General features: G+C 32.7%; 23 protein-coding genes and 1 tRNA gene. 14 read left to right on the top strand and 10 right to left on the bottom strand.

The annotated features are described in order from the left end of the window. Positions 1 to 10: 10 nt before the first annotated feature. From ruvC to AC0608_RS02910, 5 genes are all read left to right on the top strand, one after another. Positions 11 to 565 (top strand): crossover junction endodeoxyribonuclease RuvC, encoded by a 555-nt coding sequence (gene ruvC / locus AC0608_RS02930; RefSeq protein ID WP_073205242.1) that lies wholly within the window; start codon positions 11 to 13, stop codon positions 563 to 565. A gap of 115 nt (positions 566 to 680) precedes the next feature. Further along, positions 681 to 1,817, top strand: coding sequence for a radical SAM family heme chaperone HemW (gene hemW, locus AC0608_RS02925; RefSeq protein WP_478288070.1), 1,137 nt, complete (start codon positions 681 to 683; stop codon positions 1,815 to 1,817). Positions 1,818 to 1,902: 85 nt separating this feature from the next. Further along, positions 1,903 to 2,679, top strand: coding sequence for a cyclase family protein (locus tag AC0608_RS02920; protein ID WP_478288069.1), 777 nt, complete (start codon positions 1,903 to 1,905; stop codon positions 2,677 to 2,679). A gap of 25 nt (positions 2,680 to 2,704) precedes the next feature. Further along, the gene (locus AC0608_RS02915) at positions 2,705 to 3,076 is read left to right on the top strand and encodes an MmcQ/YjbR family DNA-binding protein (protein ID WP_478288068.1); all 372 of its coding nucleotides are present in this window, start codon (positions 2,705 to 2,707) and stop codon (positions 3,074 to 3,076) included. A gap of 69 nt (positions 3,077 to 3,145) precedes the next feature. Next, the gene (locus AC0608_RS02910; RefSeq protein WP_478288067.1) at positions 3,146 to 3,859 is read left to right on the top strand and encodes a PH domain-containing protein; all 714 of its coding nucleotides are present in this window, start codon (positions 3,146 to 3,148) and stop codon (positions 3,857 to 3,859) included. Between the two features lie 84 nt (positions 3,860 to 3,943). On the opposite strand, the gene AC0608_RS02905 is transcribed toward AC0608_RS02910, so the two are convergent. The 3 genes from AC0608_RS02905 to AC0608_RS02895 form a co-directional block, all read right to left on the bottom strand. Further along, the gene (locus tag AC0608_RS02905; RefSeq protein WP_478288066.1) at positions 3,944 to 5,044 is read right to left on the bottom strand and encodes a DUF4407 domain-containing protein; all 1,101 of its coding nucleotides are present in this window, start codon (positions 5,042 to 5,044) and stop codon (positions 3,944 to 3,946) included. Between the two features lie 182 nt (positions 5,045 to 5,226). Then, positions 5,227 to 6,828 carry a phosphoenolpyruvate carboxykinase (ATP) gene (pckA, locus tag AC0608_RS02900; protein ID WP_417958810.1) on the bottom strand — a complete coding sequence of 534 codons (1,602 nt, stop codon included), beginning with the start codon at positions 6,826 to 6,828 and terminating at the stop codon, positions 5,227 to 5,229. Positions 6,829 to 6,884: 56 nt separating this feature from the next. Continuing rightward, positions 6,885 to 7,298, bottom strand: coding sequence for a DUF423 domain-containing protein (locus AC0608_RS02895; RefSeq protein WP_478288504.1), 414 nt, complete (start codon positions 7,296 to 7,298; stop codon positions 6,885 to 6,887). A 171-nt stretch (positions 7,299 to 7,469) separates the two neighbouring features. On the opposite strand from AC0608_RS02895, the gene AC0608_RS02890 reads away from it, so the two are divergent. The 3 genes from AC0608_RS02890 (at position 7,470) to AC0608_RS02880 (ending at position 10,914) form a co-directional block, all read left to right on the top strand. Then, entirely contained in the window at positions 7,470 to 8,840 is a 1,371-nt protein-coding gene (locus tag AC0608_RS02890) for a saccharopine dehydrogenase family protein (protein WP_478288065.1), read from the top strand. A 430-nt stretch (positions 8,841 to 9,270) separates the two neighbouring features. Continuing rightward, a complete protein-coding gene (locus AC0608_RS02885) occupies positions 9,271 to 9,870 on the top strand; it encodes a response regulator (protein ID WP_478288064.1) in 600 nt (199 codons plus the stop codon). 6 nt (positions 9,871 to 9,876) lie between these two features. After that, positions 9,877 to 10,914, top strand: coding sequence for a histidine kinase (locus tag AC0608_RS02880; protein ID WP_478288063.1), 1,038 nt, complete (start codon positions 9,877 to 9,879; stop codon positions 10,912 to 10,914). 167 nt (positions 10,915 to 11,081) lie between these two features. On the opposite strand, the gene AC0608_RS02875 is transcribed toward AC0608_RS02880, so the two are convergent. The 4 genes from AC0608_RS02875 to AC0608_RS02860 form a co-directional block, all read right to left on the bottom strand. Next, positions 11,082 to 12,545, bottom strand: a complete 1,464-nt coding sequence (locus tag AC0608_RS02875) for a M56 family metallopeptidase (protein WP_478288062.1) — start codon at positions 12,543 to 12,545, stop codon at positions 11,082 to 11,084. Beyond that, positions 12,542 to 12,916 carry a BlaI/MecI/CopY family transcriptional regulator gene (locus tag AC0608_RS02870; protein WP_282713810.1) on the bottom strand — a complete coding sequence of 125 codons (375 nt, stop codon included), beginning with the start codon at positions 12,914 to 12,916 and terminating at the stop codon, positions 12,542 to 12,544. Before AC0608_RS02870 ends, AC0608_RS02875 begins: the two co-directional genes overlap by 4 nt. A 9-nt stretch (positions 12,917 to 12,925) precedes the next feature. Further along, positions 12,926 to 13,351: a hypothetical protein gene (locus AC0608_RS02865; protein ID WP_417958804.1), complete on the bottom strand. Its 426-nt coding sequence runs from the start codon at positions 13,349 to 13,351 to the stop codon at positions 12,926 to 12,928. 241 nt (positions 13,352 to 13,592) lie between these two features. Beyond that, the gene (locus AC0608_RS02860; RefSeq protein ID WP_417958803.1) at positions 13,593 to 14,981 is read right to left on the bottom strand and encodes a dipeptidase; all 1,389 of its coding nucleotides are present in this window, start codon (positions 14,979 to 14,981) and stop codon (positions 13,593 to 13,595) included. 107 nt (positions 14,982 to 15,088) lie between these two features. Here AC0608_RS02860 and AC0608_RS02855 point away from each other — a divergent pair. The 3 genes from AC0608_RS02855 to AC0608_RS02845 all read left to right on the top strand — a co-directional run bounded on the left by AC0608_RS02855 (position 15,089) and on the right by AC0608_RS02845 (position 16,478). After that, a tRNA-Leu gene (locus AC0608_RS02855) sits at positions 15,089 to 15,170 on the top strand. A 519-nt stretch (positions 15,171 to 15,689) separates the two neighbouring features. Continuing rightward, the gene (locus AC0608_RS02850) at positions 15,690 to 16,259 is read left to right on the top strand and encodes a hypothetical protein (RefSeq protein ID WP_478288061.1); all 570 of its coding nucleotides are present in this window, start codon (positions 15,690 to 15,692) and stop codon (positions 16,257 to 16,259) included. A 60-nt stretch (positions 16,260 to 16,319) separates the two neighbouring features. Continuing rightward, positions 16,320 to 16,478, top strand: coding sequence for a hypothetical protein (locus AC0608_RS02845; protein WP_478288060.1), 159 nt, complete (start codon positions 16,320 to 16,322; stop codon positions 16,476 to 16,478). 405 nt (positions 16,479 to 16,883) lie between these two features. Here AC0608_RS02845 and AC0608_RS02840 read toward each other — a convergent pair whose 3' ends face one another. Beyond that, positions 16,884 to 17,501, bottom strand: a complete 618-nt coding sequence (locus tag AC0608_RS02840; protein WP_478288059.1) for a recombinase family protein — start codon at positions 17,499 to 17,501, stop codon at positions 16,884 to 16,886. Positions 17,502 to 17,945: 444 nt separating this feature from the next. Between AC0608_RS02840 and AC0608_RS02835 the strand changes: the two genes are divergently transcribed. The 3 genes from AC0608_RS02835 to AC0608_RS02825 all read left to right on the top strand — a co-directional run bounded on the left by AC0608_RS02835 (position 17,946) and on the right by AC0608_RS02825 (position 20,187). Next, positions 17,946 to 18,518, top strand: a complete 573-nt coding sequence (locus AC0608_RS02835; protein WP_478288058.1) for a hypothetical protein — start codon at positions 17,946 to 17,948, stop codon at positions 18,516 to 18,518. A 208-nt stretch (positions 18,519 to 18,726) separates the two neighbouring features. Continuing rightward, positions 18,727 to 19,581, top strand: coding sequence for a DUF4238 domain-containing protein (locus AC0608_RS02830; protein WP_478288057.1), 855 nt, complete (start codon positions 18,727 to 18,729; stop codon positions 19,579 to 19,581). Between the two features lie 240 nt (positions 19,582 to 19,821). After that, positions 19,822 to 20,187, top strand: a complete 366-nt coding sequence (locus AC0608_RS02825) for a helix-turn-helix domain-containing protein (protein ID WP_478288056.1) — start codon at positions 19,822 to 19,824, stop codon at positions 20,185 to 20,187. 11 nt (positions 20,188 to 20,198) lie between these two features. Here AC0608_RS02825 and AC0608_RS02820 read toward each other — a convergent pair whose 3' ends face one another. Together AC0608_RS02820 and AC0608_RS02815 are read right to left on the bottom strand one after the other, a co-directional pair. Next, positions 20,199 to 21,530 carry a tyrosine-type recombinase/integrase gene (locus AC0608_RS02820; protein WP_478288055.1) on the bottom strand — a complete coding sequence of 444 codons (1,332 nt, stop codon included), beginning with the start codon at positions 21,528 to 21,530 and terminating at the stop codon, positions 20,199 to 20,201. Positions 21,531 to 21,742: 212 nt separating this feature from the next. Next, positions 21,743 to 22,432 (bottom strand): hypothetical protein, encoded by a 690-nt coding sequence (locus tag AC0608_RS02815; protein ID WP_478288054.1) that lies wholly within the window; start codon positions 22,430 to 22,432, stop codon positions 21,743 to 21,745.

The raw sequence follows: 22,432 nt of genomic DNA, 5'->3' as shown, positions 1-22,432 counted from the left end.
CAAATTAAAATTGGCAAACGAACGCATCATATTAGGAATTGACCCAGGAACAACGATTATGGGTTTTGGATTGATAAAAATTGTCAATAAAAAAATGGAGTTTTTGCAACTGAACGAATTGCAATTGTCCAAATACGATAATCACTATCAAAAATTGAAAATCATTTTTGAACGCACGATTGAGTTAATCGACACGCACAATCCTGATGAAATTGCAATTGAAGCGCCTTTCTTTGGTAAAAACGTGCAATCGATGCTGAAACTAGGAAGAGCACAAGGCGTAGCCATGGCAGCAGGACTTTCAAGAGATATCCCTATTACTGAATACGAACCTAAGAAGATAAAAATGGCGATTACTGGAAATGGAAACGCCAGCAAAGAGCAAGTTGCTAAAATGTTACAGCAACTTTTAGGATTAAAAGAATTACCCAAAAATCTGGATTCAACTGATGGATTGGCTGCTGCAGTTTGTCATTTTTTTAATTCAGGGAAAGTAGTTGGAGAGAAAAGCTATACTGGATGGGATGCTTTTGTTAAACAAAACGAAGAACGAGTTAAAAAGTAGTGATTAATATTCAGTACATATGTGATACTAAATAACTGCTAACTGAACACTTTCTCAAGACTTGATATTAAAAAAACGGACCACCGACCACTTTCTTAAAACTGAATACTAATAAATGAGCGGAATATACATCCATATCCCTTTTTGCAAGCAGGCGTGTCATTACTGCGACTTTCATTTTTCAACCTCTATGAAGAATAAAGAAGAAATGGTATTGGCAATTGGCAAAGAAATTCAAATGCGCAAAAGTGAGTTTGAGAATGAAGAAGTCGAAACCATTTATTTTGGCGGAGGAACACCTAGTGTTTTGACCTCAAAAGAAATTAATTTCCTGATAGCAGAAGTGTATAAAAATTATTCTGTTTCAGAAAACCCTGAAATTACACTGGAAGCCAATCCAGATGATTTGTCGAGTGAACGAATAATCGAATTGTCTAAAAGTAAAATTAACCGATTAAGCATTGGGATTCAGTCTTTTTTTGAAGAAGATTTACAACTGATGAACCGTGCTCATAATTCGGCGGAAGCCAAAAAATGTTTGGAAGAAGCCACCAAATATTTTGACAATATTTCCCTTGATTTGATTTATGGAATTCCGGGAATGAGTAATGAAAAATGGAAAGAAAATATAGAAATAGCTTTGAGTTTTGGGATTCCGCATATCTCAAGTTATGCCTTGACAGTGGAACCCAAAACCGCTTTGAACAAACTCATTCAAATCGGAAAAATTGCGGCTCCTAATGATGAAGCCACCCAAGAACATTTTGCTATTTTGGTAGAAACCCTTGAAGCCAATAATTTTATTCATTATGAATTATCTAATTTTGGAAAGGAAAAATATTTTTCCAAAAATAATTCGGCGTATTGGTTGGGGAAAAAATACCTTGGAATTGGTCCTTCGGCGCACAGTTATAATGGGATTTCCCGAAGTTGGAATGTTTCGAATAACTCTCTTTATTTGAAATCCATTCAAGAAAATAAAGTACCAAATGAAACAGAAATCCTTTCGACAGCTGATTGCTATAACGAATATGTTATGACAGGTTTGCGTACGATTTGGGGAGTTTCTTTGGATAGAATAAAAACGGAATTTGGGGATGAATATTTGAAATATCTGAACAAACAGGCACAGAAATTCCTTGATGATGATTTAGTTTTTATCGAAAACAATATCTTGAAACCTACGCCAAAAGGAAAGTTTTTGACAGATGGAATAGCAAGTGATTTGTTTTACTTAAATTTGGAAGAGTAACTTAACCGCAAAGGTCGTAAAGTTTTACGCAAAGTTTGATACTAATCTTTGTGCTTTAGCGTCTGAGTGGTGTAAAACATAATTTGTGTTAGCAACAATTCAACATAACAGTCACACCATTGAAGTCGATTTATCAAAACCCATTGATATTTCGATTCCGTTGACTAATACAGATGAAAATCCAATTGCATGGTATATTGATAAACCAGAAATTGAGCCCGTGGTTTTTGGGGATTGGATTGGAAGTGTGAAGCAAGGTGCCTCTACTAATTTCAATACTATTTTCTTCAATCCACACGGACACGGAACCCATACCGAATGTTTGGGGCATATTACACTCGAATTTTACAGTATTAATCAGTCGTTGAAACAGTTTTTCTTTTTGGCAGAATTGATTTCGGTTGTCCCAGAAATACAAGGAGAAGATTTGGTCATAACAAAAAGTCAGATTGAAAAAAGTTTGAGTGGGAAAACTCCTGAAGCTCTAATTATAAGAACACTTCCGAATTTTAAAATAAAAAAATCTTTAAAATATTCGAATACTAACCCGCCATTTCTGGAGGAAGATGCTGCGCGTTTCATTCGCGAAAGCGGAATTAAACATTTATTGATTGATTTGCCAAGTGTCGATAAAGAAAAAGATGATGGAAAATTACTGGCACACAAAGCCTTTTGGAATGTGACGAATGTCAATAAGCTGAATGCTGATGTGCGATTGGATTGTACGATTACCGAAATGATTTTTGTATCTGAAGCAGCCAAAGATGGCAGTTATTTACTGAATTTACAAATTGCATCTTTTGAGAATGATGCCAGTCCGAGTAAACCAGTTTTATATGCTATTTTAAATGATGATTTATAAATTTTAAATGAAAATAATTTCATAAATGAACTTAGAAACGTTTTACGAATATTGTCTTTCCAAAAAAGGAGTGACGGAGCATTTTCCTTTTGATGAAGATACACTAGTTTTTAAAGTGGGCGGAAAAATGTTTGTGTTGTCGTCTTTAAATCAGTGGGAAAAAGGGGAGCCATCCGTTAATTTAAAATGTGATCCGGAGTACGCGGAGGAATTGCGCGCTGAACACGATGCTATTCAACCGGGTTTTCACATGAGTAAAACCCATTGGAATACAATTTCAATAAATGCATCAGTTTCGGATGCGCTTGTCAAAGAATTGATTGATCATTCCTATGGTTTGGTTCTCAAAAGTTTAACAAAGAAATTGCAGAGTGAAATTCAAGAATTAGAAAATTAGGCATTACTTTTGCGAATAAATTCAGAATAAAAATTATAAATAGCTACTGAAATTAACTCAGCATATCACATGAAAGAACAATTTAAGAAATTTTTAAACGAAGAACAAGACCCAAAAGCTATTGAAAAAATCGCTTCTAAATTGAGTGATTTATTGATGAAGAATGAAGAAATAAGGTATATCGCTGTTCAAAAAAAACCAGCGATTACCGTTTTGCCGGATAGTATTGTGATGACGAATAAAAGAATTATTATATGTCAACCTAAAAACCTGGGACTTTCAATGAATTTCATTGATTACACTTGGGACGAGATTGAAGGCACTTTTGTTAAAGAAAATATTCTGGGTTCTGAATTTTCATTTACAACTAGAACCAATATGGAGGTTTCGATTGATTATATTCCTAAGATCCAAGCCCGAAAAATTTTCACCTACGCTAAAGAGCAATTGGATATCTTGAAAGTTGGGTCTGTATTAAACGCAACCCTTATTGATGAAGTTCCCTTGATACCGATTCAGGAAGAAATTGACGTTGTTGAAGAAATGGAAACGGAAGAAGTGACTAATTTTGCTGAAATAATGCCAGTTTCGCAACCCAATTTTACTGCTGAAAGTCAACCATTTGAAGAAATAGCCTTGCCTTTAAAAGATAGATCTTTAAGCGATTTGTCGCAAGATGAACTTTTTGAAAAACTACAGAATTATAAAAAATTGCTTGATAATGGATTAATTTTGCAGGGCGAATACGATGCGTTTAAAAGAGAGATTTTGAGTTTTATGTAATTAGTTTCAAAGCCGAAAATCATAAAGTAAAAAGATATTTCATTGCCTTTTTACTTTATGACTTTTGAATTTCTAATATTAAGACTAAAGAGTTCTTTTCTGTTTTTCAATAAAATTATTGGATTGTAATTCTAGTAATTCAGTAGCGTTTTTTCGCTGCAAATCATATAGTTTTTTATCATCAACGATGTCTCCGTATATTTTGTCGTGCATTGCTGCACTGGTTTTTACTAGCAAATTGCGTTGGTATTTGTCTTGTTCGATTGTGGCTTTTAATGCGGTTTCCAGATCTTCTAATTTATAATCGTATTCCCCTTTTGGCGAAAGCAATTTGGCAATGATAGGAGACGTTTCGATGGCTAGAAACAAGAGCATAATAAAAAAGGAAGGCAACCACGGTAATTTATCCAAAGCATTGATACGAGCCATTAAACCATCAAATCCATCTATAATAGGTTGGGTTTCGATAATCTTTTTATTTAAATCGGTTTGGAGGGTTTTGGTGTTTTTCTCCATTTCAGCAATTTTAGCCAAGTTTGTTTTTTGTAAGGTGTCTAGTTCTTTTTTAGCCAAATCATGTTTGGCGATTTTTTCTTTAAAAACGGGGCCTTTGCCTAATTTTTTGGTTCCTGCAGTTCCTTCGGCCTCTGTGATATAGGTTTCATATAGTCTATTGACTTCTTTTTCTTTCTTGGTAATTTCGGATTTTAAATTATCGCTTTCAATTTTGTTTTTATCCATATCTGATTTGAAATAATTGGCGACTTCTTTTTTGTTATTTAAAGCCATGGCATTTTTCTCTTTCAATAAAACGGTATTGATTTCTTTTTCGAAGATTTTAATTTCCAATGGTTTCGAAATCACTATCGCAATGATTATTGCTAAAATAATACGAGGAGTAGCTTGAAGAAATTCACTTCCAAATTGGTCTCTTTTTCGAATAGTGGAAACAATAAAGCGATCTAAATTAAAGATAAGCAAACTCCAAACAACGCCAAATGCGATTGCGGGATACATACTGTCAAAAACAGTAAACAGCGCATACGAGCTGGCAAGAAAAGCCATGACCGCAGTGAAGAATACGGTGGCGCCAATACCAACATACTTGGTTTGTTCGCCTTCGGAACAACCTTCAAGAAGGTCTTTGTCAGCTCCAGAACAGAGGATAAAAAATTGTTTTAACATGATTGATTTTTTTGATTGCTTCGCCAGTTTGCTATTCTAGCTCGGGTGATTGATGATAACAAATTTAACGCCAAAAAATGAATATTGGTATAAATACTTGATTTGATTTTAATTAGCTTTTTAGCTATAAAAACAGCGCCACTCGTAAAGAGTGGCGCTGTAGTTCTTGAATTAATAGTAACCTAGGCTAATGGTGCTCCTGCCATGATTTCGGCATTGGCAAATTCTTCAAATTTGGTAAAGTTTGCTTTGAATTTTTCAGCTAATTCTACTGCTTTGATGTCGTATAGTTCAGGGTCTTCCCATGTATTTCTAGGATTTAATATTTCGCTAGGTACATTTGGACACGTTTGTGGTTTTGCAATTCCAAATACTTGGTGGTTTTCGTAAGCTACATCGTCCAGTTCTCCGTTTAATGCAGCGGTAATCATAGCTCGTGTGTATTTTAATTTCATTCGGCTTCCTATTCCGTAAGGACCACCCGTCCAACCCGTATTGATTAACCAAACTTTTACATGGGCGTCTTTCATTTTTTTACTCAACATCTCAGCATATTTTGTTGGGTGTAATGGCATAAATGGTGCGCCAAAACAAGCCGAAAAATTAGGTTGCGGTTCTGTAATTCCAGCCTCAGTTCCAGCTACTTTTGCGGTGTATCCGGATATAAAATGATAGGCGGCTTGCCCCGGAGTTAGTTTAGATATTGGAGGTAATATTCCGAATGAATCTGCGGTTAAAAAAAATATGTTTTTTGGGTTTTCCCCAATTGAACCAGGCTGAATATTATCAATATGGTATATTGGATAACTTACACGAGTATTCTGAGTTATGGATACATCTTCAAAATCTACCTCAGTTGTTCCTTCTTTAAAAATCACATTTTCTAATATGGCACCTTTTTTAATGGCTCTAAAAATATCTGGTTCATTTTCTTCAGTAAGGTTTATGACTTTTGCATAGCATCCACCTTCAAAGTTAAAAACCGTGTTTTCGTTGGTCCAACCATGTTCGTCATCACCAATTAGCTTTCTGTTAGGATCGGCAGATAAAGTTGTTTTTCCAGTTCCTGATAATCCAAAGAAAATGGCAGTATCCGCGTTTTCTCCCACATTCGCACTACAATGCATGGGCAGCGTATTTTTGAAAACCGGTAAAATGAAATTCAAAGCAGAAAAAATTCCTTTTTTCATTTCTCCAGTATAGCCAGTACCTCCAATTAAAACTACCTTCCTTGTAAAGTCAAGAATAGCAAAATTACTTTGACGTGTTCCGTCTAAAGCTGGGTCCGCCATAAAGCTTGGTACACACAATAAAGTCCATTCTGGGCTGAAATTCGTTAATTCCTCCTGTTCGGGTCTTAAAAACATATTGTAACAAAATAAATTTGCCCAAGGAGTTTCTGTGATGACACGAACATTTAATCTATAATTTGGATCAGAGCATACATAAGAATCTCTCACGTAAATTTCTTTGTTGGATAAATACGCAGTGACTTTATTGTATAAAGATTCAAATGCAGCTGGTTCAAATGGGATATTTACTTTTCCCCACCATACATGATTCTCACTTATGCTATCTTTTACTATATATCGGTCTTGTGGCGAACGGCCAGTATACTCTCCTGTATTTACAGCTAATGCCCCGGTTGAGCTTTCTGTTCCTTGCCCTAATTTAATTGTTATGTCGTGTAATTCTTCAGGGGATAACTGGTAATGAATTTTTGCATTTTCAATTCCTAATTCTTTTAACGAAATCGATTGCGTGAAAAGTGTGTTATTGTCCATAAATTAATTGTTGTGTAGTTACTTTTTTTATAGAGTGCAAAAGTAGAAATTATATTTCAGTTAGCCTTTAATTCTTCTGATTTTGTGCTTTTTTTATTTAGTAATGTTATTAGTAAAACACCCCAAGCCAGTATTAATAGGAGACCACCAATGGGCGTTAGAAATCCAATTGCTTTAAAATCGAAAGTAGTAAGCTGATTTATTGCTAATAAATAAATAGACCCAGAGAATAGAATAACACCAAAAAGAACTAAAAAATAGATTGCTTTTTTGGTTTTTTCGGGTATGTCTTTCAGTAGTCCAATACACAATAAAAACAGCGCATGGTACATTTGGTAGCGCACTCCGGTTTCAAAAGTAGATAATTGTTCAATAGACAGTACTTTTTTTAGGGCATGCGCGCCAAAAGCACCAAGAATTATAGCAATCATTCCTATAATTGTTCCAGTTGAAAGAATCTTTTTGTCCATTTTTTTCTTGTAAAAGTATTTCATATTCTCTCGATTTAAAAGCGTTTTGAAAAATTACTTTCAGTTTAGTAGAGGGTTTTTTGGTAGAATTTTTGTTTCATCTTAAAATAAATCAAAACAGTTTGTTATGAATACAACAATTTCGTATGTTTGTGTTATAAATATGTAAAAATGAGAACAATTTTGATTATTGGAGCAGGAAGATCAGCTTCCTCTTTGATTCAATATCTTTTAGGCAAATCAGAAAAAGAGAATCTACATCTTGTTATTGGTGATTTGTCATTGGCTTTAGCACAAAAAAAAACAAATAATCATGTCAATGCAACAGCGATTGCTTTAGATATTATTGATAAAGACCAAAGAAGAAAAGCGATTCAAATTGCTGATATTGTCATCTCGATGTTGCCTGCTCATTTGCATATTGAAGTTGCTAAAGATTGTATTTTCTACAAAAAACACTTGGTTACCGCATCGTACGTGAGTGATGCCATGCAGGAATTAGATGCAGCTGCCAAAGAAAATAATCTTATTTTCATGAATGAAATTGGGCTTGATCCTGGGCTTGACCACATGAGTGCGATGAAAGTGATTGATGAGATTAAAGAAAAAGGAGGCGAGATGCTCTTGTTTGAATCTTTTTGTGGCGGACTTGTCGCTCCAGAATCGGATACGAATCTTTGGAATTATAAATTTACCTGGGCACCACGCAATGTAGTTCTCGCTGGACAGGGTGGCGCTGCCAAATTTATTCAAGAGGGAACTTATAAATACATACCGTACTGTAATTTATTCCGTAGAACTGAGTTTCTGGATGTAGAAGGTTATGGTCGATTTGAAGCGTATTCGAATCGGGATTCCTTGAAATATCGCAGTGTTTATGGTTTAGATAATGTGCTTACTTTATATAGAGGAACGATTCGCAGGGTTGGTTTCTCTAAAGCTTGGAATATGTTTGTCCAGTTAGGAATGACAGATGATAGTTATTTTATGGAAGATTCTGAGAATATGAGTTATCGAGAATTTGTGAATTCTTTCTTGCCGTATCATCCTACGGATTCTGTAGAAATTAAAACGCGTTTGATTCTCAAGATTGACCAAGATGATATCATGTGGGACAAATTGTTAGAATTAGATTTGTTCAATCGGGATAAAAAAGTAGGATTGAAGAATGCTACTCCGGCACAAATTTTAGAGAAAATACTCAGTGACAGTTGGACACTTCAACCTAAAGATAAAGATATGATTGTCATGTATCATAAATTTGGATACGAAATACATGGCAAAAAAGAACAAATAGATTCCAAAATGGTTTGTATTGGTGACGATCAAACGTATACGGCTATGGCAAAAACAGTGGGTTTACCCGTTGCCATGGCAACTTTATTAATATTGAATGGTAAAATTACAACGCCTGGAGTTCAACTGCCTATTCGTAAAGAAGTCTATGTGCCTATTTTGAAAGAATTAGAAGAATATGGTGTTGTTTTCAAAGAACAATCCATGTCGTATTTAGGATACAATCCGGATAAAGAGTTTAGTTAGTAGTTTTTTAGATTTTTAGTTTGATAAATCCGCTTCTTTTGAAGCGGATTTGTTTTTTAAAATTCTTTATTTATGCTGAGCGTAGCCGAAGTATGGGCGTGACCCTCAAATTGCTTCGTCGTTCCTCCTCGCAACTTCGGGTCGGGCTGTTCGCTACAATCTTTATGTTTTTAAAGAAAAAACATAAAGGATTTTCGCTGCCATCCCTCACGCAAAGCATTTCATTGAAGGGCTGTTTTTTTAATAAATTGTAAGAAAATTTGATTATATTTGGAAAACACAGAGCGAAACATATTTTCTCTAATCTACCCATGTGTGGGTGTGTATACGAAGGTTAGTTTCGCTTATATATAAGTTAGGGCTAATACTAGCAGAAGCTTGAAATAAATAATGAAAAATAATTTAACCAAAAACCAAACTAAAATAAAAAATGGAAATCATTACAAATAATTACGAATGGATATTTAGCGGAGTCGGAGTTTTAATAATTGGCTACATTATCACTTTTTTTTTACCAAATAAAAATCAGAAACAAGATATTCCAATAATCAATACGCCTAATTCAAACACAAATACTAATTCTTTTGTAGTTAATAATATTATGGGAAATACAAACCAAATTGACAAATCAAGTACCGAAAATACTGATGATAGATTAAAAGGGAAAACTAAAATTTTATTTATTGACGATAATCATACCGAATATAAAATGGTATCAATCCTAAAAAAATCCGGATGGATAAATACCAAATCTGTAAAAGATGTTATCGACCTTGATGATCCAAAAGTTAATGAAGCAGATATTATTTTTGTTGACATTAATGGAGTTGGAAATACTATGTTTCAAGATCAAGGGTTAGGGTTAGCATCAGCATTAAAAAAGAAATATGAGAGCAAAAAAATCATTCTGTATTCCGCAGAAATTACTGGAGATAGATTTCATAGAGCCTTAAGAGAAGTTGATGGATGCTTATCAAAAAATGCTGAGCCATATCAGTTTATTAATTTAATTGAGGAATTTGCTAAATAATCAAATATGAAACATTTTTCAATTATAGATTTTTCTGGGATTGTAATTTCTGATAATTTAGAAAAAGAATGCAAAGTCTGTTTTGAGAATAATAATACAGCTGGCAATTTAATTCCAAATTGTCCAAAATATAGCGGAGAAAGACGTCAAGGAAAAATTAGTAACAGTAAAGGCATTACATTTTTATGTTGTGACACAACTAAAACGACAAAACTATTTAAAAATAAATTAGAAGGACTGTCTTATGCTTACTACGACCTGATAATTCCGAAAAAGCAAATTGAGGATGATATAAAGAAATCCGAGCAGCAAAAAGTAAATCGCTTAGTACATAATTTAACTTCAATAAATGCACATAATATCCAGGAAATTTATGACTTGATCCCTCAAGAAGTACTTTCTTCTAATTGGCGTACACAAATTGAGTATATTGAAACTGAATTAAAGAGAAATTCCAAAAAAGCATCGATGATGTTTTTAAGAATTGCTAAACATAATATACACATGAAGTCAGAATTTTCAATTTATAGAAAACTTGATAGAACTGATGCAGTATCGCTTGAAATTAGAAGTTGGTCAGTTCGAAATGTTTTACTAAATGTTCTACATACTTTTTTTGCAGATTTCACAAAAAACAGAATTTATGTTCAAGTAAACGATTTTTTTGGCAAAGTAAAGTTCGATTATGAAACAATTCAGGTTGCTTTTTATCATTTAATCGAAAATGCGTCAAAATATGCTAAACCAAATTCTACAATAGATATTAATTTTATTGACAATCCCGATTCGGTTACTTTATCTATAGAAATGATAAGTTTATATATTAATCCATTAGAAAGAGAGAAAATATTTTTAGAAGGCATATCTGGCAGTTTGGCGAAATCAATTGGAAAAAGTGGTGATGGAATTGGAATGTGGAGAATAAAACAAATGATGGAATTAAATGAAGGTACATTTGAAATAGTTTGTGGAGATAATTCAGAAAAATTAAAAGGAATACAATTTAGCGAAAATCGATTTAACCTATCTTTCAAAAAGTACTAGTCCTAACAGCCATTTTGAGCTAGCTGGAATTTAGTGGAATTATCGTTTCGCATCAAGTTTTCGTTAAGCCGAAAACTGAAAGGTTACGAATTTTCCACCGTCTAAAATCCATAAAACATTAGTAAAAAAGAAATCTGCTTCTTTTGAAGCGGATTTCTTTTTTACAATTACACCTTTCCAGATTGAATAGTTATAGGTAAGCTATACATTACTCTCACAGGAACGCCGTTCATTTTTCCGGGAATCCATTTCGGGCATATTTTCAAAACACGGATGGCTTCTTCACCGGTTCCAAAACCAATATCTCGTATGTTTTTTATATCGCTTAAGCTGCCGTCTTTTTCTACTATAAAGGTGATGTATACTTTTCCTTTTAAGTTAGGTTGTTCTGGAGTTTTAAAATTATTGCCCACAAATTTGTAAAATTCCATAATTCCTCCCGGGAAATCTGGTTTTTCAGTTATTCCAGCAGTATTATAGACTTCATTTTCCCCTTTTTGGACAAACTGATTTTCAGAATCGTACGCATCAATTTCAATCACTTCAGGAGCTCCTTTACTTAAAATCCCCAGAAGTTCCTCGTTTGTAGGCAATTCTTTTTGCTTGGATAGGATGGAAGGTATTGCCCTCTTTTCTATAGGAGTTAGTTCATTGTATTTTTTTTCGCTGGCAATCTTTCCTTTTTCATCTTTGATTTTAAAAGTAGTTTTGTCGTAATACGTTTTAAATAAATTTTCGGATTTTTTAGGAGTAGTTTCTTTTTTTACATTGGTTTCTTGCGCAACGACTTTCGTACACAATAAAAACAATAAGGCAGTTACTAGAGGGATTAGCATTGCTTTTTTTAATAAAGCTTCTGTTTTTGATGTGGTTTTTGTCATCATGAGTAATCGTTTTTTAGTTATTAAATAATTCAAATTACTGGCCAAGTAAAAAGTTTGGTTCTCGTTCGCTTTCGATAGTAATAAAGATTGGTAGAACGGAACATTGTTATAGGAGGTCACTACTTTCTCGTCAGCAAGAAATTCGTGGTTGAGTTGTATTGCTTTTTTGTAAAAAATAAAAATAGGGTTGAACCAAAAAACAGTTTTCAATAGTTCGATGAATAAAATATCCAAAGTGTGTTTTTGGGTTACATGTGTGAGTTCGTGGGTGTACAATTCTGCTTCTATCTCACGGTTATTGTATTCCGTTTCGTTAATGAAAATCGTATTCAGGAAAGTATGTGGCAATGTTTTTTCGGGAACCAAAATCAATTTTGCATTCTTATAGGCAATTGGTGTATTCGACTTCATTTTAGAAGAAATTTTGATGATATTGCTGATAAAACGTATCGCCAAAATAACAGTTACTAAACCATACAAACTCCATAATCCTATTGCCAGATAGTTAGTTTCCTCCATGATTACTGCGTTTCCTTGCAGTAGTTGGATATTTCCCGGCTTGACTGTAGGTTGTGCTATTTCCTGAATCACTTCTATGGTTATAAAGGGAATCACCATCGAGAAAACAAGGCTGAACAATAAGTAAAACCTATTGAAAACATGTATTTTTTCTTTTTCCAAAAACAAATGATATACCGCCAGTAGCACGAATAAAGTAATTGTTGATTTAATTAGAAAGTCGCTCATTTTTTCTTTTTTTGAATTTCACTGTCTATTATTTTCTTAAGTTCTTCCAGCTCCGTTTGAGACAAATTCGTTTCGGTAGTAAAGAAAGAAGCAAATTGTGATGCCGAATTGTTGAAAAAATTACTAATCAATCCGTTGACGTGTTTCGAGAAATAATCGGTCTTTTTTACCAAAGGATAATATTCCCGGGAGTTCCCAAACTCCCTGTAGGCTACAAATTGCTTGTCGATCATTCTTTTCAATAAAGTAGCCACAGTTGTGGTAGCCGGTTTTGGTTTTGGATAAGCTTCGAGCAAGTCTTTCATGAAAGCTTTCTCGAGTTTCCAAAGGTGTTCCATTACTTGTTCTTCGGCGTTGGTGAGTTGTTGCATGTTTATTTTTTATTTAGTGTAAATTTCTTGAACAGGTATTCCTTTTTCATAGATTTTGGTTCCAAGTAAAATCCCTTCGGAGTCATAAAATTTCCATTCTCCTGTGGGTAGCCATTCTATTTTTGAATTTATTATGGCTTTATTTGAAACACCTATTTGTTGAATTTTTCCAGTATTATGATATTTGATAATATAGCAACTGTTTTTTTTATATTTTTCTTTAGAAGTTAATCTATCGCTGATGAACTGTTTCCAAGTTCCAATCTTATTTCCTTTTTTGTACTTTCCTGTTGCGCTGGATTCGATGTTCATGAATTCTTCCGTTTGAATCCATTTACCCGTTTTTAATCCGTTTTTGGTTTGATTAATTTTACAGCTAGTCAGGCTTAGAGCTATTAGGAGGATGACAATTTTATATTGATTTTGGACTTTCATATTCTACAGAATAAAACATTGCTCTACAAATGTAGAATATAAATTGAAATAAACAAATTTTAAATAAAATATTTTGGTAGTCAGCGGTTTGCGTTAAGGATGGGAGTGGAAATCCTTTTTATTTTTTAAACAAAAAAATAAAAAGATTGAGAACGGACAGCCTAACCCGCTATTTTCAGCGGGAAATGCCAAAAAAAAATCCGCTCATTGCTGAACGGATTTTATTCTGTATCGAAGAAATTTATTTAGATAACTCCACGAAATATTTGTAAAATAACGGAATGGTTTCAATTCCTTTCAGGTAATTAAAGATTCCGAAATGTTCGTTTGGCGAGTGAATCGCATCACTGTCCAGACCAAATCCCATTAGAATAGTCTTACTTTTCAGTTCTTTTTCGAATAGCGCGACGATAGGAATACTTCCTCCGGAACGCACTGGAATTGCGGGTACGCCAAAGGTTTCTGTATAGGCCATGTTTGCAGCTTTGTAGCCAATGCTGTCTGTGGGGGTTACATATCCTTGACCGCCATGATGCGGTTTAACTTTTACGGTAACGCCAGCAGGAGCAAGGCTTGTGAAGTGTTTCGTGAAAAGTTCGGTGATTTGCTCCCAGTCTTGATTTGGAACCAAACGCATCGAGATTTTAGCAAACGCTTTGCTGGCAATCACTGTTTTCGCACCTTCTCCGGTGTAACCACCCCAGATTCCGTTGACGTCCAGTGTAGGGCGAATGGAATTTCTTTCGTTTGTGGTGTAGCCGCTTTCACCATAAATGTCATTTAAGTCTAATGCTTTCTTGTAGTTTTCTAAATTGAAGGGTGCTTTAGCCATTTCAGCTCTTTCTTCCAGAGATAATTCTGCTACATGATCATAGAAACCGGGTATGGTAATGTGGTTGTTTTCATCATGAAGCGAAGCAATCATTTTAGCTAAAACATTGATTGGATTGGCGACAGCACCGCCATATAATCCAGAATGTAAATCACGGTTTGGTCCCGTAATTTCTACTTCTACATAGCTTAATCCACGTAATCCTGTTGTAATCGATGGTTGCTGATTAGAAATCATTCCGGTATCCGAAATTAAAATCACGTCATTTTTTAGTTTTTCCTGATTGCGTTCCACGAACCAACTCAAGCTTTTAGAGCCAATTTCTTCTTCGCCTTCAATCATGAATTTCACGTTACAAGGCAAAGTATTCGATTGAACCATGTATTCCAATGCTTTTACATGCATGTACATTTGGCCTTTGTCATCACAAGATCCACGGGCAAAAATAGCGCCTTCTGGATGAATTTCTGTTTTTTTGATTACCGGCTCAAAGGGAGGTGAAGTCCATAAATCTATTGGATCTGGGGGTTGAACATCATAATGTCCGTACACTAAAACCGTAGGCAATGAAGGGTCAATTATTTTTTCAGCATAGACAATTGGATATCCTGGAGTATCGCAGATTTCAACCAAATCACAACCGGCTTTTTCTAAACTAGCTTTAACGGCAGCTGCTGTTTCAAAAACATCATGTGAATACGCTGGATCAGCACTCACGGATGGAATTTTCAACAATTCGATTAACTCATTGACAAAGCGGTCTTTGTGTTCTTGAATGTATGTTTTAATATTTTCCATTATTTGAATTTAATTGTAATTTCAAAAGTACAAAAAAGAGTATGAATATTTTTGTCAAATTTACTTTGAAAATTGGAAGTTATGTTTATCTTTGCACCCACAATTGCGCGGATATGGTGAAATTGGTAGACATGCCAGACTTAGGATCTGGTGCCGCAAGGCGTGTAGGTTCGAGTCCTATTATCCGCACTTTAAGAATCCTTTAATCGTTTATTAACAACGTTTAAAGGATTTTTTATTTTATCCTTCCCCCGTATTTCCCCCGAACCATTTTATTTTTGACTGATTAAATTATGTAACTAGTTTTTCATTCCCATCATTTTTTTATTAATGCGAATGAAAATTAGATATAATAGGTGCAATTGTTTTTAAGCCGTTTAGATTATTAATTTGTGATTACCACTTTACACCGATTAATCTCCGTAATATTTTTTCGAGTCGATAATTCACCAATTTATTATTATCATATTTTATTTAATTATATCTAATCCTTAAAGACCTCAGCAATAATAAGGATTGTTAACTTTTGTTTATTCTGCTAACGATTATTTTTATGATTGCACTTGACTTATTTTTTATATGGAGTATAATTGAATATATAAAATAAATGAAAATAATTAGGTGTTTTCCAATTAAGTGCATATTTAATATAAAGGAGCAAATTGGTTATAACCTCTCTTGTCCTTACTATGTTAAACAACCAATAATATGAAAGAAGAATATAAAAAAATAATTAACGAAGTAAACGGAACTAGAGCTAAAATATACTATCAGCTTAACCAATTGGAACAAATGACAGGAATGTCACCAAGAGCGTTAAAATACAGAATGAAGGATGTAAAAGAAAAATACAGTGGTATGTCTAATTTGCTTTATCGTAATGGTAGGACGTGGCAAATCCATTATACTTTAATTAGTGAGTTCATGCCTAAGTATAAAAAGGCAGAAACGAATATAACCAACCATAAATGGGAAACGCTAATTACATGGAACATGAAAGATGATTATGATGTTAATTATCATATTCAGTTAATAAACGAAGTCAAAGAACAAATGCCATCTGTAAATATAGGTTACGTTGTTGAAATCGATGACCGTGGGGTAAACCACCTTCATGCCATTACCGATGGGTATAAAGATGATGTTGAAGTTGAGGTTACTGGGGTGCTGAATAAATATTTAGATTCTAAACTATACCGTCATCAGATTGAAAAAATAAATAATCGTGGTAGCATCACCCGTTACCTTAAAAAAAATGGTGGCATAACAATATTATAAAATAAAATTATGGAAGAAATAAATGACTTTCGGTACAATCCGATACTACGTGAAATGTTGGTGAATTATTGCCTAAGAATGTATGAAGGCGATGCGATTATAGATGATGAACATCTGATGATGGAGTATAGGCTTTTGATTAGCGACAATAATCTAAATGCACTGCATTATGAAGAATATTTGATTAACTCCCTTAATGATGACTTCAATAGAGGATAAAATAAGGGTAAAAAATATGCTAATATCGGGTGAAACGGACCCTATTCATAAACAAGAACTGCATAAGCAATTACTAAAATTGCAGTTGCAGAAAGAAATAGAACAAATTAGAAAACGAATTGAACAATTAGGGTGACCCCCGTCCGTACTGGTAAATATAAAATATTTGTAATTCTAGTTACCGATAACATATAGTTGGTTTTATGGTGATGATAATAAGGGTATGATGAGGTTCGAAAATTTTTTTTAAACAAAAAAATGGCTCCGTTTTGAACCAAGCCTAGCAACTTAGTGCTCATGAAGGGTTTTTTAAAAACAGTGTTTTTATTACTAGAATCGCCATAAGTTATGATGGTGTGTGAAGTGTTTCAAAAAAATTATGGTCGCAAATTTTGCGACCATTTTTTATTGTACCAGTTTTTTAATTTTTTGGACCGTTCCAGAAGATTTCCCCGTGAGTTTCATTATATTACGTATAGATTGCTCTTGTTTGATGAATTTTACGATGTCGGAATGTTCGGATAAAAGTTTCTTTTCGTCTTTCTCCGAGCCGATTTTACGCCCAAGTACCCCACCATCACGTATATATTTGTCACGCCCAGAATTTAAACGAATTTTCGTCTGAACCAATTCTGCTTGTGAAAATGAAGCTCCGATTGATAACATCATCTGAACCATAGTATTAATGGTTTTGTCATTGTTAAGGGTATGGAGGTTGTAATTTTCGATAACCACATTTATTTTTTCGTTGTTGCATTTTTCAATGAATTGCAAAACATTAACAACCTTTCGAGATATTCGGCTTATTTCGGAAACAATAATGTTTTGGATGCCGTTTGAAATTGCAAAAGCCAGCATTTCTGAATTATTGTCTTCATTTTTAGTTCCGCTTTGGTAATATGCAAACGTTTTGACAATTTTATACTGATTACCGAATTTCGCTTCCAGTTCTTGCGTTTGTCTGCTTACGTTTTGTCTTGTCTCGTTTGTTGAACATCTAGCGATGATTATTGCTGTTTCCATGGCTTAAAATATTATATATAGTTTTAATCTATTGATTAAGTAAATATAATAAATAAAAATTATGTATGCAAATAAGTCAAAGATTATTATCGATGCATTTAGCTGTGTCATTTTATGTAGCTAATAGGTATATATTGATACAGTTGAGGTTTTGATACGTTTGAAATGATAAGGTGGTTTAAACACACGGGTGTTATTGAAGCAATTATATCATCGTAATAGTTACTATTTTAAAGTAGGGTTTGTAGAAATGAATATAATTGTAAATATAATTTTAGGTTTATAATTTGAATGAATTTTATTTGTAATATTTTTATGAAAAAATATTACATTAGCTACGATTACTAACAATCATTTTTAATCTACAAAACTACCCAAATCTCGATGGATTCTAGTATTGGTGTATAGAAGTTAGCGAAATGATAAAACCTAAATTAAAAGAATATGTTTTTCAAAGAATTATTTAAAAAAGACGAATTATTTTTGAGAGCCGAAGTTAAAATATCTAATATTTCAACTTTTGATATTATAGAAATATCCCCTAAAATAAATGATAGGGTATATATTTTGTTTGGTTTGTTAATTTATGCAAGAATACTTCGTATTGAGCCTTTACAGATAGAAAAAGATTCGTTGGTATCATTATTTATCGAATTCGCTGATAACCATAAAACATCGATTAATAAAGAAGAATCTTTGAAAACTATTATGAGTTTTTTTGATTTAATTAAAGACGGGCATAGTTACGTTACAATTAAGGAGCTTAAAACTAAGGTAAAGCTTAAAAAAAATAATGAAGGGGAATTTTATTTACACATGGGAAATGTTCTTGTGGAACCAATGTCAAAAATAGTTTACACAACATTTCTATGTATTATGATGAAGGTCAAGAAAGAAAATCAAAGCCATTTATTAGAGGCTTTTGGTGTACTTAGCAAAATGTATCAAATAGAAAAATTTAGTAGTATTGATGCGGTTATCTTTCCTAATGTTATTGTAGATGAAATGACTAATTAGCATTTTAAAAACCATAATAAAACTGTGAAAAAAAAATAAATTTCATATTTAATTTTTTATTAATACCTATGAAAGTATAAAAAACAAACAATAGATAACATATAAAGAGATTATGAAAACAGTAAATAACCATAAAAAATAATATTGCTTATATCATTAATCACAAGGATAATCGTTTACAAAAAAAAGATAAAAACATTTCAAAATTATGAAGGAAGAACATGTCTATCAAAAACAACATATAGTTCCTCAAATTTATTTGAAACAATTCGGCTATAAAATTGAAGATGAATATTGGGTTTCAATATATAAGTTAGGGAATAAAATGACAGAGAATGTTAAGATAATTGAATTTACAACAGAAATTAATATTTTTGATTTACCAGTTGACGATTTCGAAATTAAAAGACATTTTGAAAATTTAAGTAGTCAAATTGAAAGTTTTTATCGAACTGTAATTTCAAATCTTCGTCACCAAAAAAGGTTGGCCCCTAAAGATAAAGATGTGTTAAATCATTTCGTTGCTAATTTATTATGCAGAACTAATCCATTTAGAAGCTATATAAATAATTTGCTTACTTGCGAAGAAACAAGAGATAAACTTATAAATGAAATTACCATATTTTCAAATGATGCTGAATCAAATAAATTCGTTTTGAATCATTTTGAACAAAACTTTCATTTAAATATGATTTTGGGAACACTAATGAATCATCTTGTAAATGTCTTTAGAAGCTTTAATAAAGTAATTATTAGAGATTGCGATAATAAGGGTTGGATTACGACTGATAGTCCAGTGCATTTAGATAAACAGGAAAACTTTAGTTGTGTTATTCCAATTGAGTCAGAAATTTACTTTCCATTATCAAAAGATTTTTGCTTATTTATGTATCATCCAAGTTCAGAAAAAAATAGCAATACATTGCGAAATCTTACAACAGACAAAATAAATGATATTTCATTTGAACAATTTGAGCAAGTCTCTTATAAAATAGGAAGAGATTACGACAAATATCTAATATTTTGTAATGAATATGAACCTATGGAAATGGGAATTAAATGATGCCTCTGTCAAACAATGGTTATTAGTTTTGTAAGTCACCACGATAGGAATGTTCTATGACGTTATCAGTAATGTGTAAAGTGTTTATTTTGGATAGATACTGTTGGATGGTCATTATTTTGGAGGTCAGATTTATTTTATTAATGTAGGATATTTTATTAATACTTAAGTACGGATGATTTTAGTTCTGTTAATTTATTTTTGAGATTAACTTGAAACTCAATTAGTAAAGAAGTATATTTGGATATATCAGTTAATGGTAAAATAATTCTCGCACCCTTAATAAAAACAGAGATTGGGAGCAAGGTTGAAATGTTAAATAATAATCTATTAAATTTTAATCAAATTGGATTTGATGAAATAATAAAAAAAGAAGTCGAGAGGCTAGTTAGGTTGCAAATGGATAATTTTGAAAAACAATTATCAGAAAACTATTTTTTGGATGATAAACTTTTATCAAGGAAGGCGACAGCCGAAAAACTTGATATTTCTCTAAGAACTTTAGATGATAGGGTTAGTAAAGGGAAAATAAAAAGTGTCAACTTAGGTAGAGGTGTTAAGTTCAGAAATTCAGATATTTTAGAATTTATAAAAAATTTAAAATAAACAATCCGACTCTAGTCGGATTGTTTGTTTTGGTACATTTCAGCCCAAAGTTTACTTAATTTTTCGGCATGGTGTTTAGGAGTAATTTTAATATAAGCGAGAAATTGTTTCTCTGTTTGGTGTCCTGTAATTTTCATGATGGTTAATGTATCTATTTTACCATAAAGATTAGTAGCAAAGGACCTTCTGCAAATATGTGAGGTTACTAGTTCATACTTTTTGTATTTGCCTTGTTTTTTTCGGTGAATTTTTTTTCCATTTTCATCCAGTATTGGTTTGCCATTTTCATCTTTTATTTCAATCATCTTTGAGCCATCAACCATTTCATTGAATCCAGTTTCTTCAGCTACTTTTTTTATATAATCGTTGAAATTTTGGTCACTAATATGTCGTGGGAATTCACCATTTCTTTTTTGAAGAATTTCTTGAACAGTAGGATGTATAGGTATAGTTACGGGAATATTAGTCTTAAAGTTGGTATTGTCTATGTATCCATTTTTAATGTCTCTTTTGGTTAATCCGAGAAGGTCTGAGACTCGAAGTCCTGTCCACAAACCAATGATTAACCAGTCCCGTGCGTTATCAAGGTAGCTGTCAAATTCAAATTGGTGATTATTTATTTCTAATATTTCATTTTCATCAAAATAAATATCTTTTGGTTTGGATGATGGTGAATAAAAATCTTTGCTTTTGTATTGGGGGTTGGTTTTAATTTTGCTCAACTCAGCATCACGAAGGAAAGCTTTAAGATTGTCTATTTTTGCTCCAATTGTATTTTCTCCTAGTTTTTGTTCGGTGCGAAGAAAGTCAATGAAATCTTTGTGAAATTTTAAGTCAACATCTAAAAATTTTATTTTTTTGCGAATAAATTTTTCGTAAGCCTTTAATTTGTTGCTTGTATCTTGAAAATCTTGGATTGTTCTAAGTTTTAATTTCTCTCCTGTTCTTTTGTTGGTCCTGTTCTTAGAATCTTCTGTAAACTTGTCTGAAAAGGCTGTTAAAAAAATTTTTATGTCTTTGTCAGAGTTTGTTGATTGGTTGTTATATGAATAAATTTGAACTTTTAGCCAATCTTTATCGATTGTCGTGCCTTCTTGATAGTCGGTATTAAATTCCTCAAAAATAAATTCTTCAAGATTTTTTAATGTTTTGTTTACCTTGTTTCTTGTATCATCTGAGTCGGCTGTAGTTTTTATTTTTTGCTTAGTTTTACTCCAATCTTTTTTATAGACTTCTATTTCAGTTGGTGCTTCGCAATCAAAATTCTTACCTCTAAACCTAATGTAAATTTTGGTTGGGTCATTAACTGCTTTTTCGTTAATTCGGTAGTTTATTGTAGCCATATTCAAAAATATAATATTTCCCCCGTATATCCCCCGAAATAGTTGCGTTTATTTGCACCTTGGTGCAAGTCAGAAAAAATAATATACTAAAAACCGAGTAAATAAAGGCTTTGAATGTAATTTGGATTGCAGTGAAATGCAGTGAAATACTAAGGCGTTGTTTCTATTATCCGCACAAAAAAAGCTTCTCAATTGAGAAGCTTTTTTTTTGACTACAAACTTGAAAGGAATTTTGCCATCTCAACAACACTCTTTTCATCTTTTATAGAAAAGTTATTGTTTTTAAGATAAGTTGAAATCTCTTCTTTTTTCATTGGAAAAAATTCTTGAAATTCTTTTTTATTTTTCGGTAAGGCTACAGCTGTTTCGTTTTTTAAGCTTAAATAATATTCTGAATTTGTTTTGACAAATTTTGCTGGTGTTGCTTGCTGATAAGTAGTTCTAGTTTCTACTGCTTTTTGTAGAATAATTTTATCCCTTCTGTACAACGTAACATTATCTTTGGAGTATAATTGCAGCAGGTACCCATAAATATTGTTTTCTTTATTTTTGTAATTTAAAAGTTTAAATTTATTTCCATTAGCAATTATGGTGATAGTATTGTAAGGGTTTTTTTTTGTAAGTGAAAAAAAATCTAAACCTGTACTTTGAATCTCTAAAGTGTCGGTAACAGCATTGTATCGCACCATTAATTTTTGTGGAACAGTAGAAACTTCAGCTAATTGAAAGTCTTCATTGAGATACTTTGAACCTTCTATTTTTGCTAGATCACGACTGTTCAAGAGGGCATTTCTATATAATACACCTGTAGAGTATGGGTCAATTTTATCAAGATGTCCTTGGGCATTACTGTTGAAAACAATAAAGAGCAGGAATAGGATGTTAAATGGTATTTTTTTCAT

It is taken from the genome of Flavobacterium sp. GNP008 (assembly GCF_056428965.1).
The sequence above is the reverse complement of the archived record's forward strand: the minus strand, read 5'-3'. Positions and strand labels throughout refer to the sequence as shown.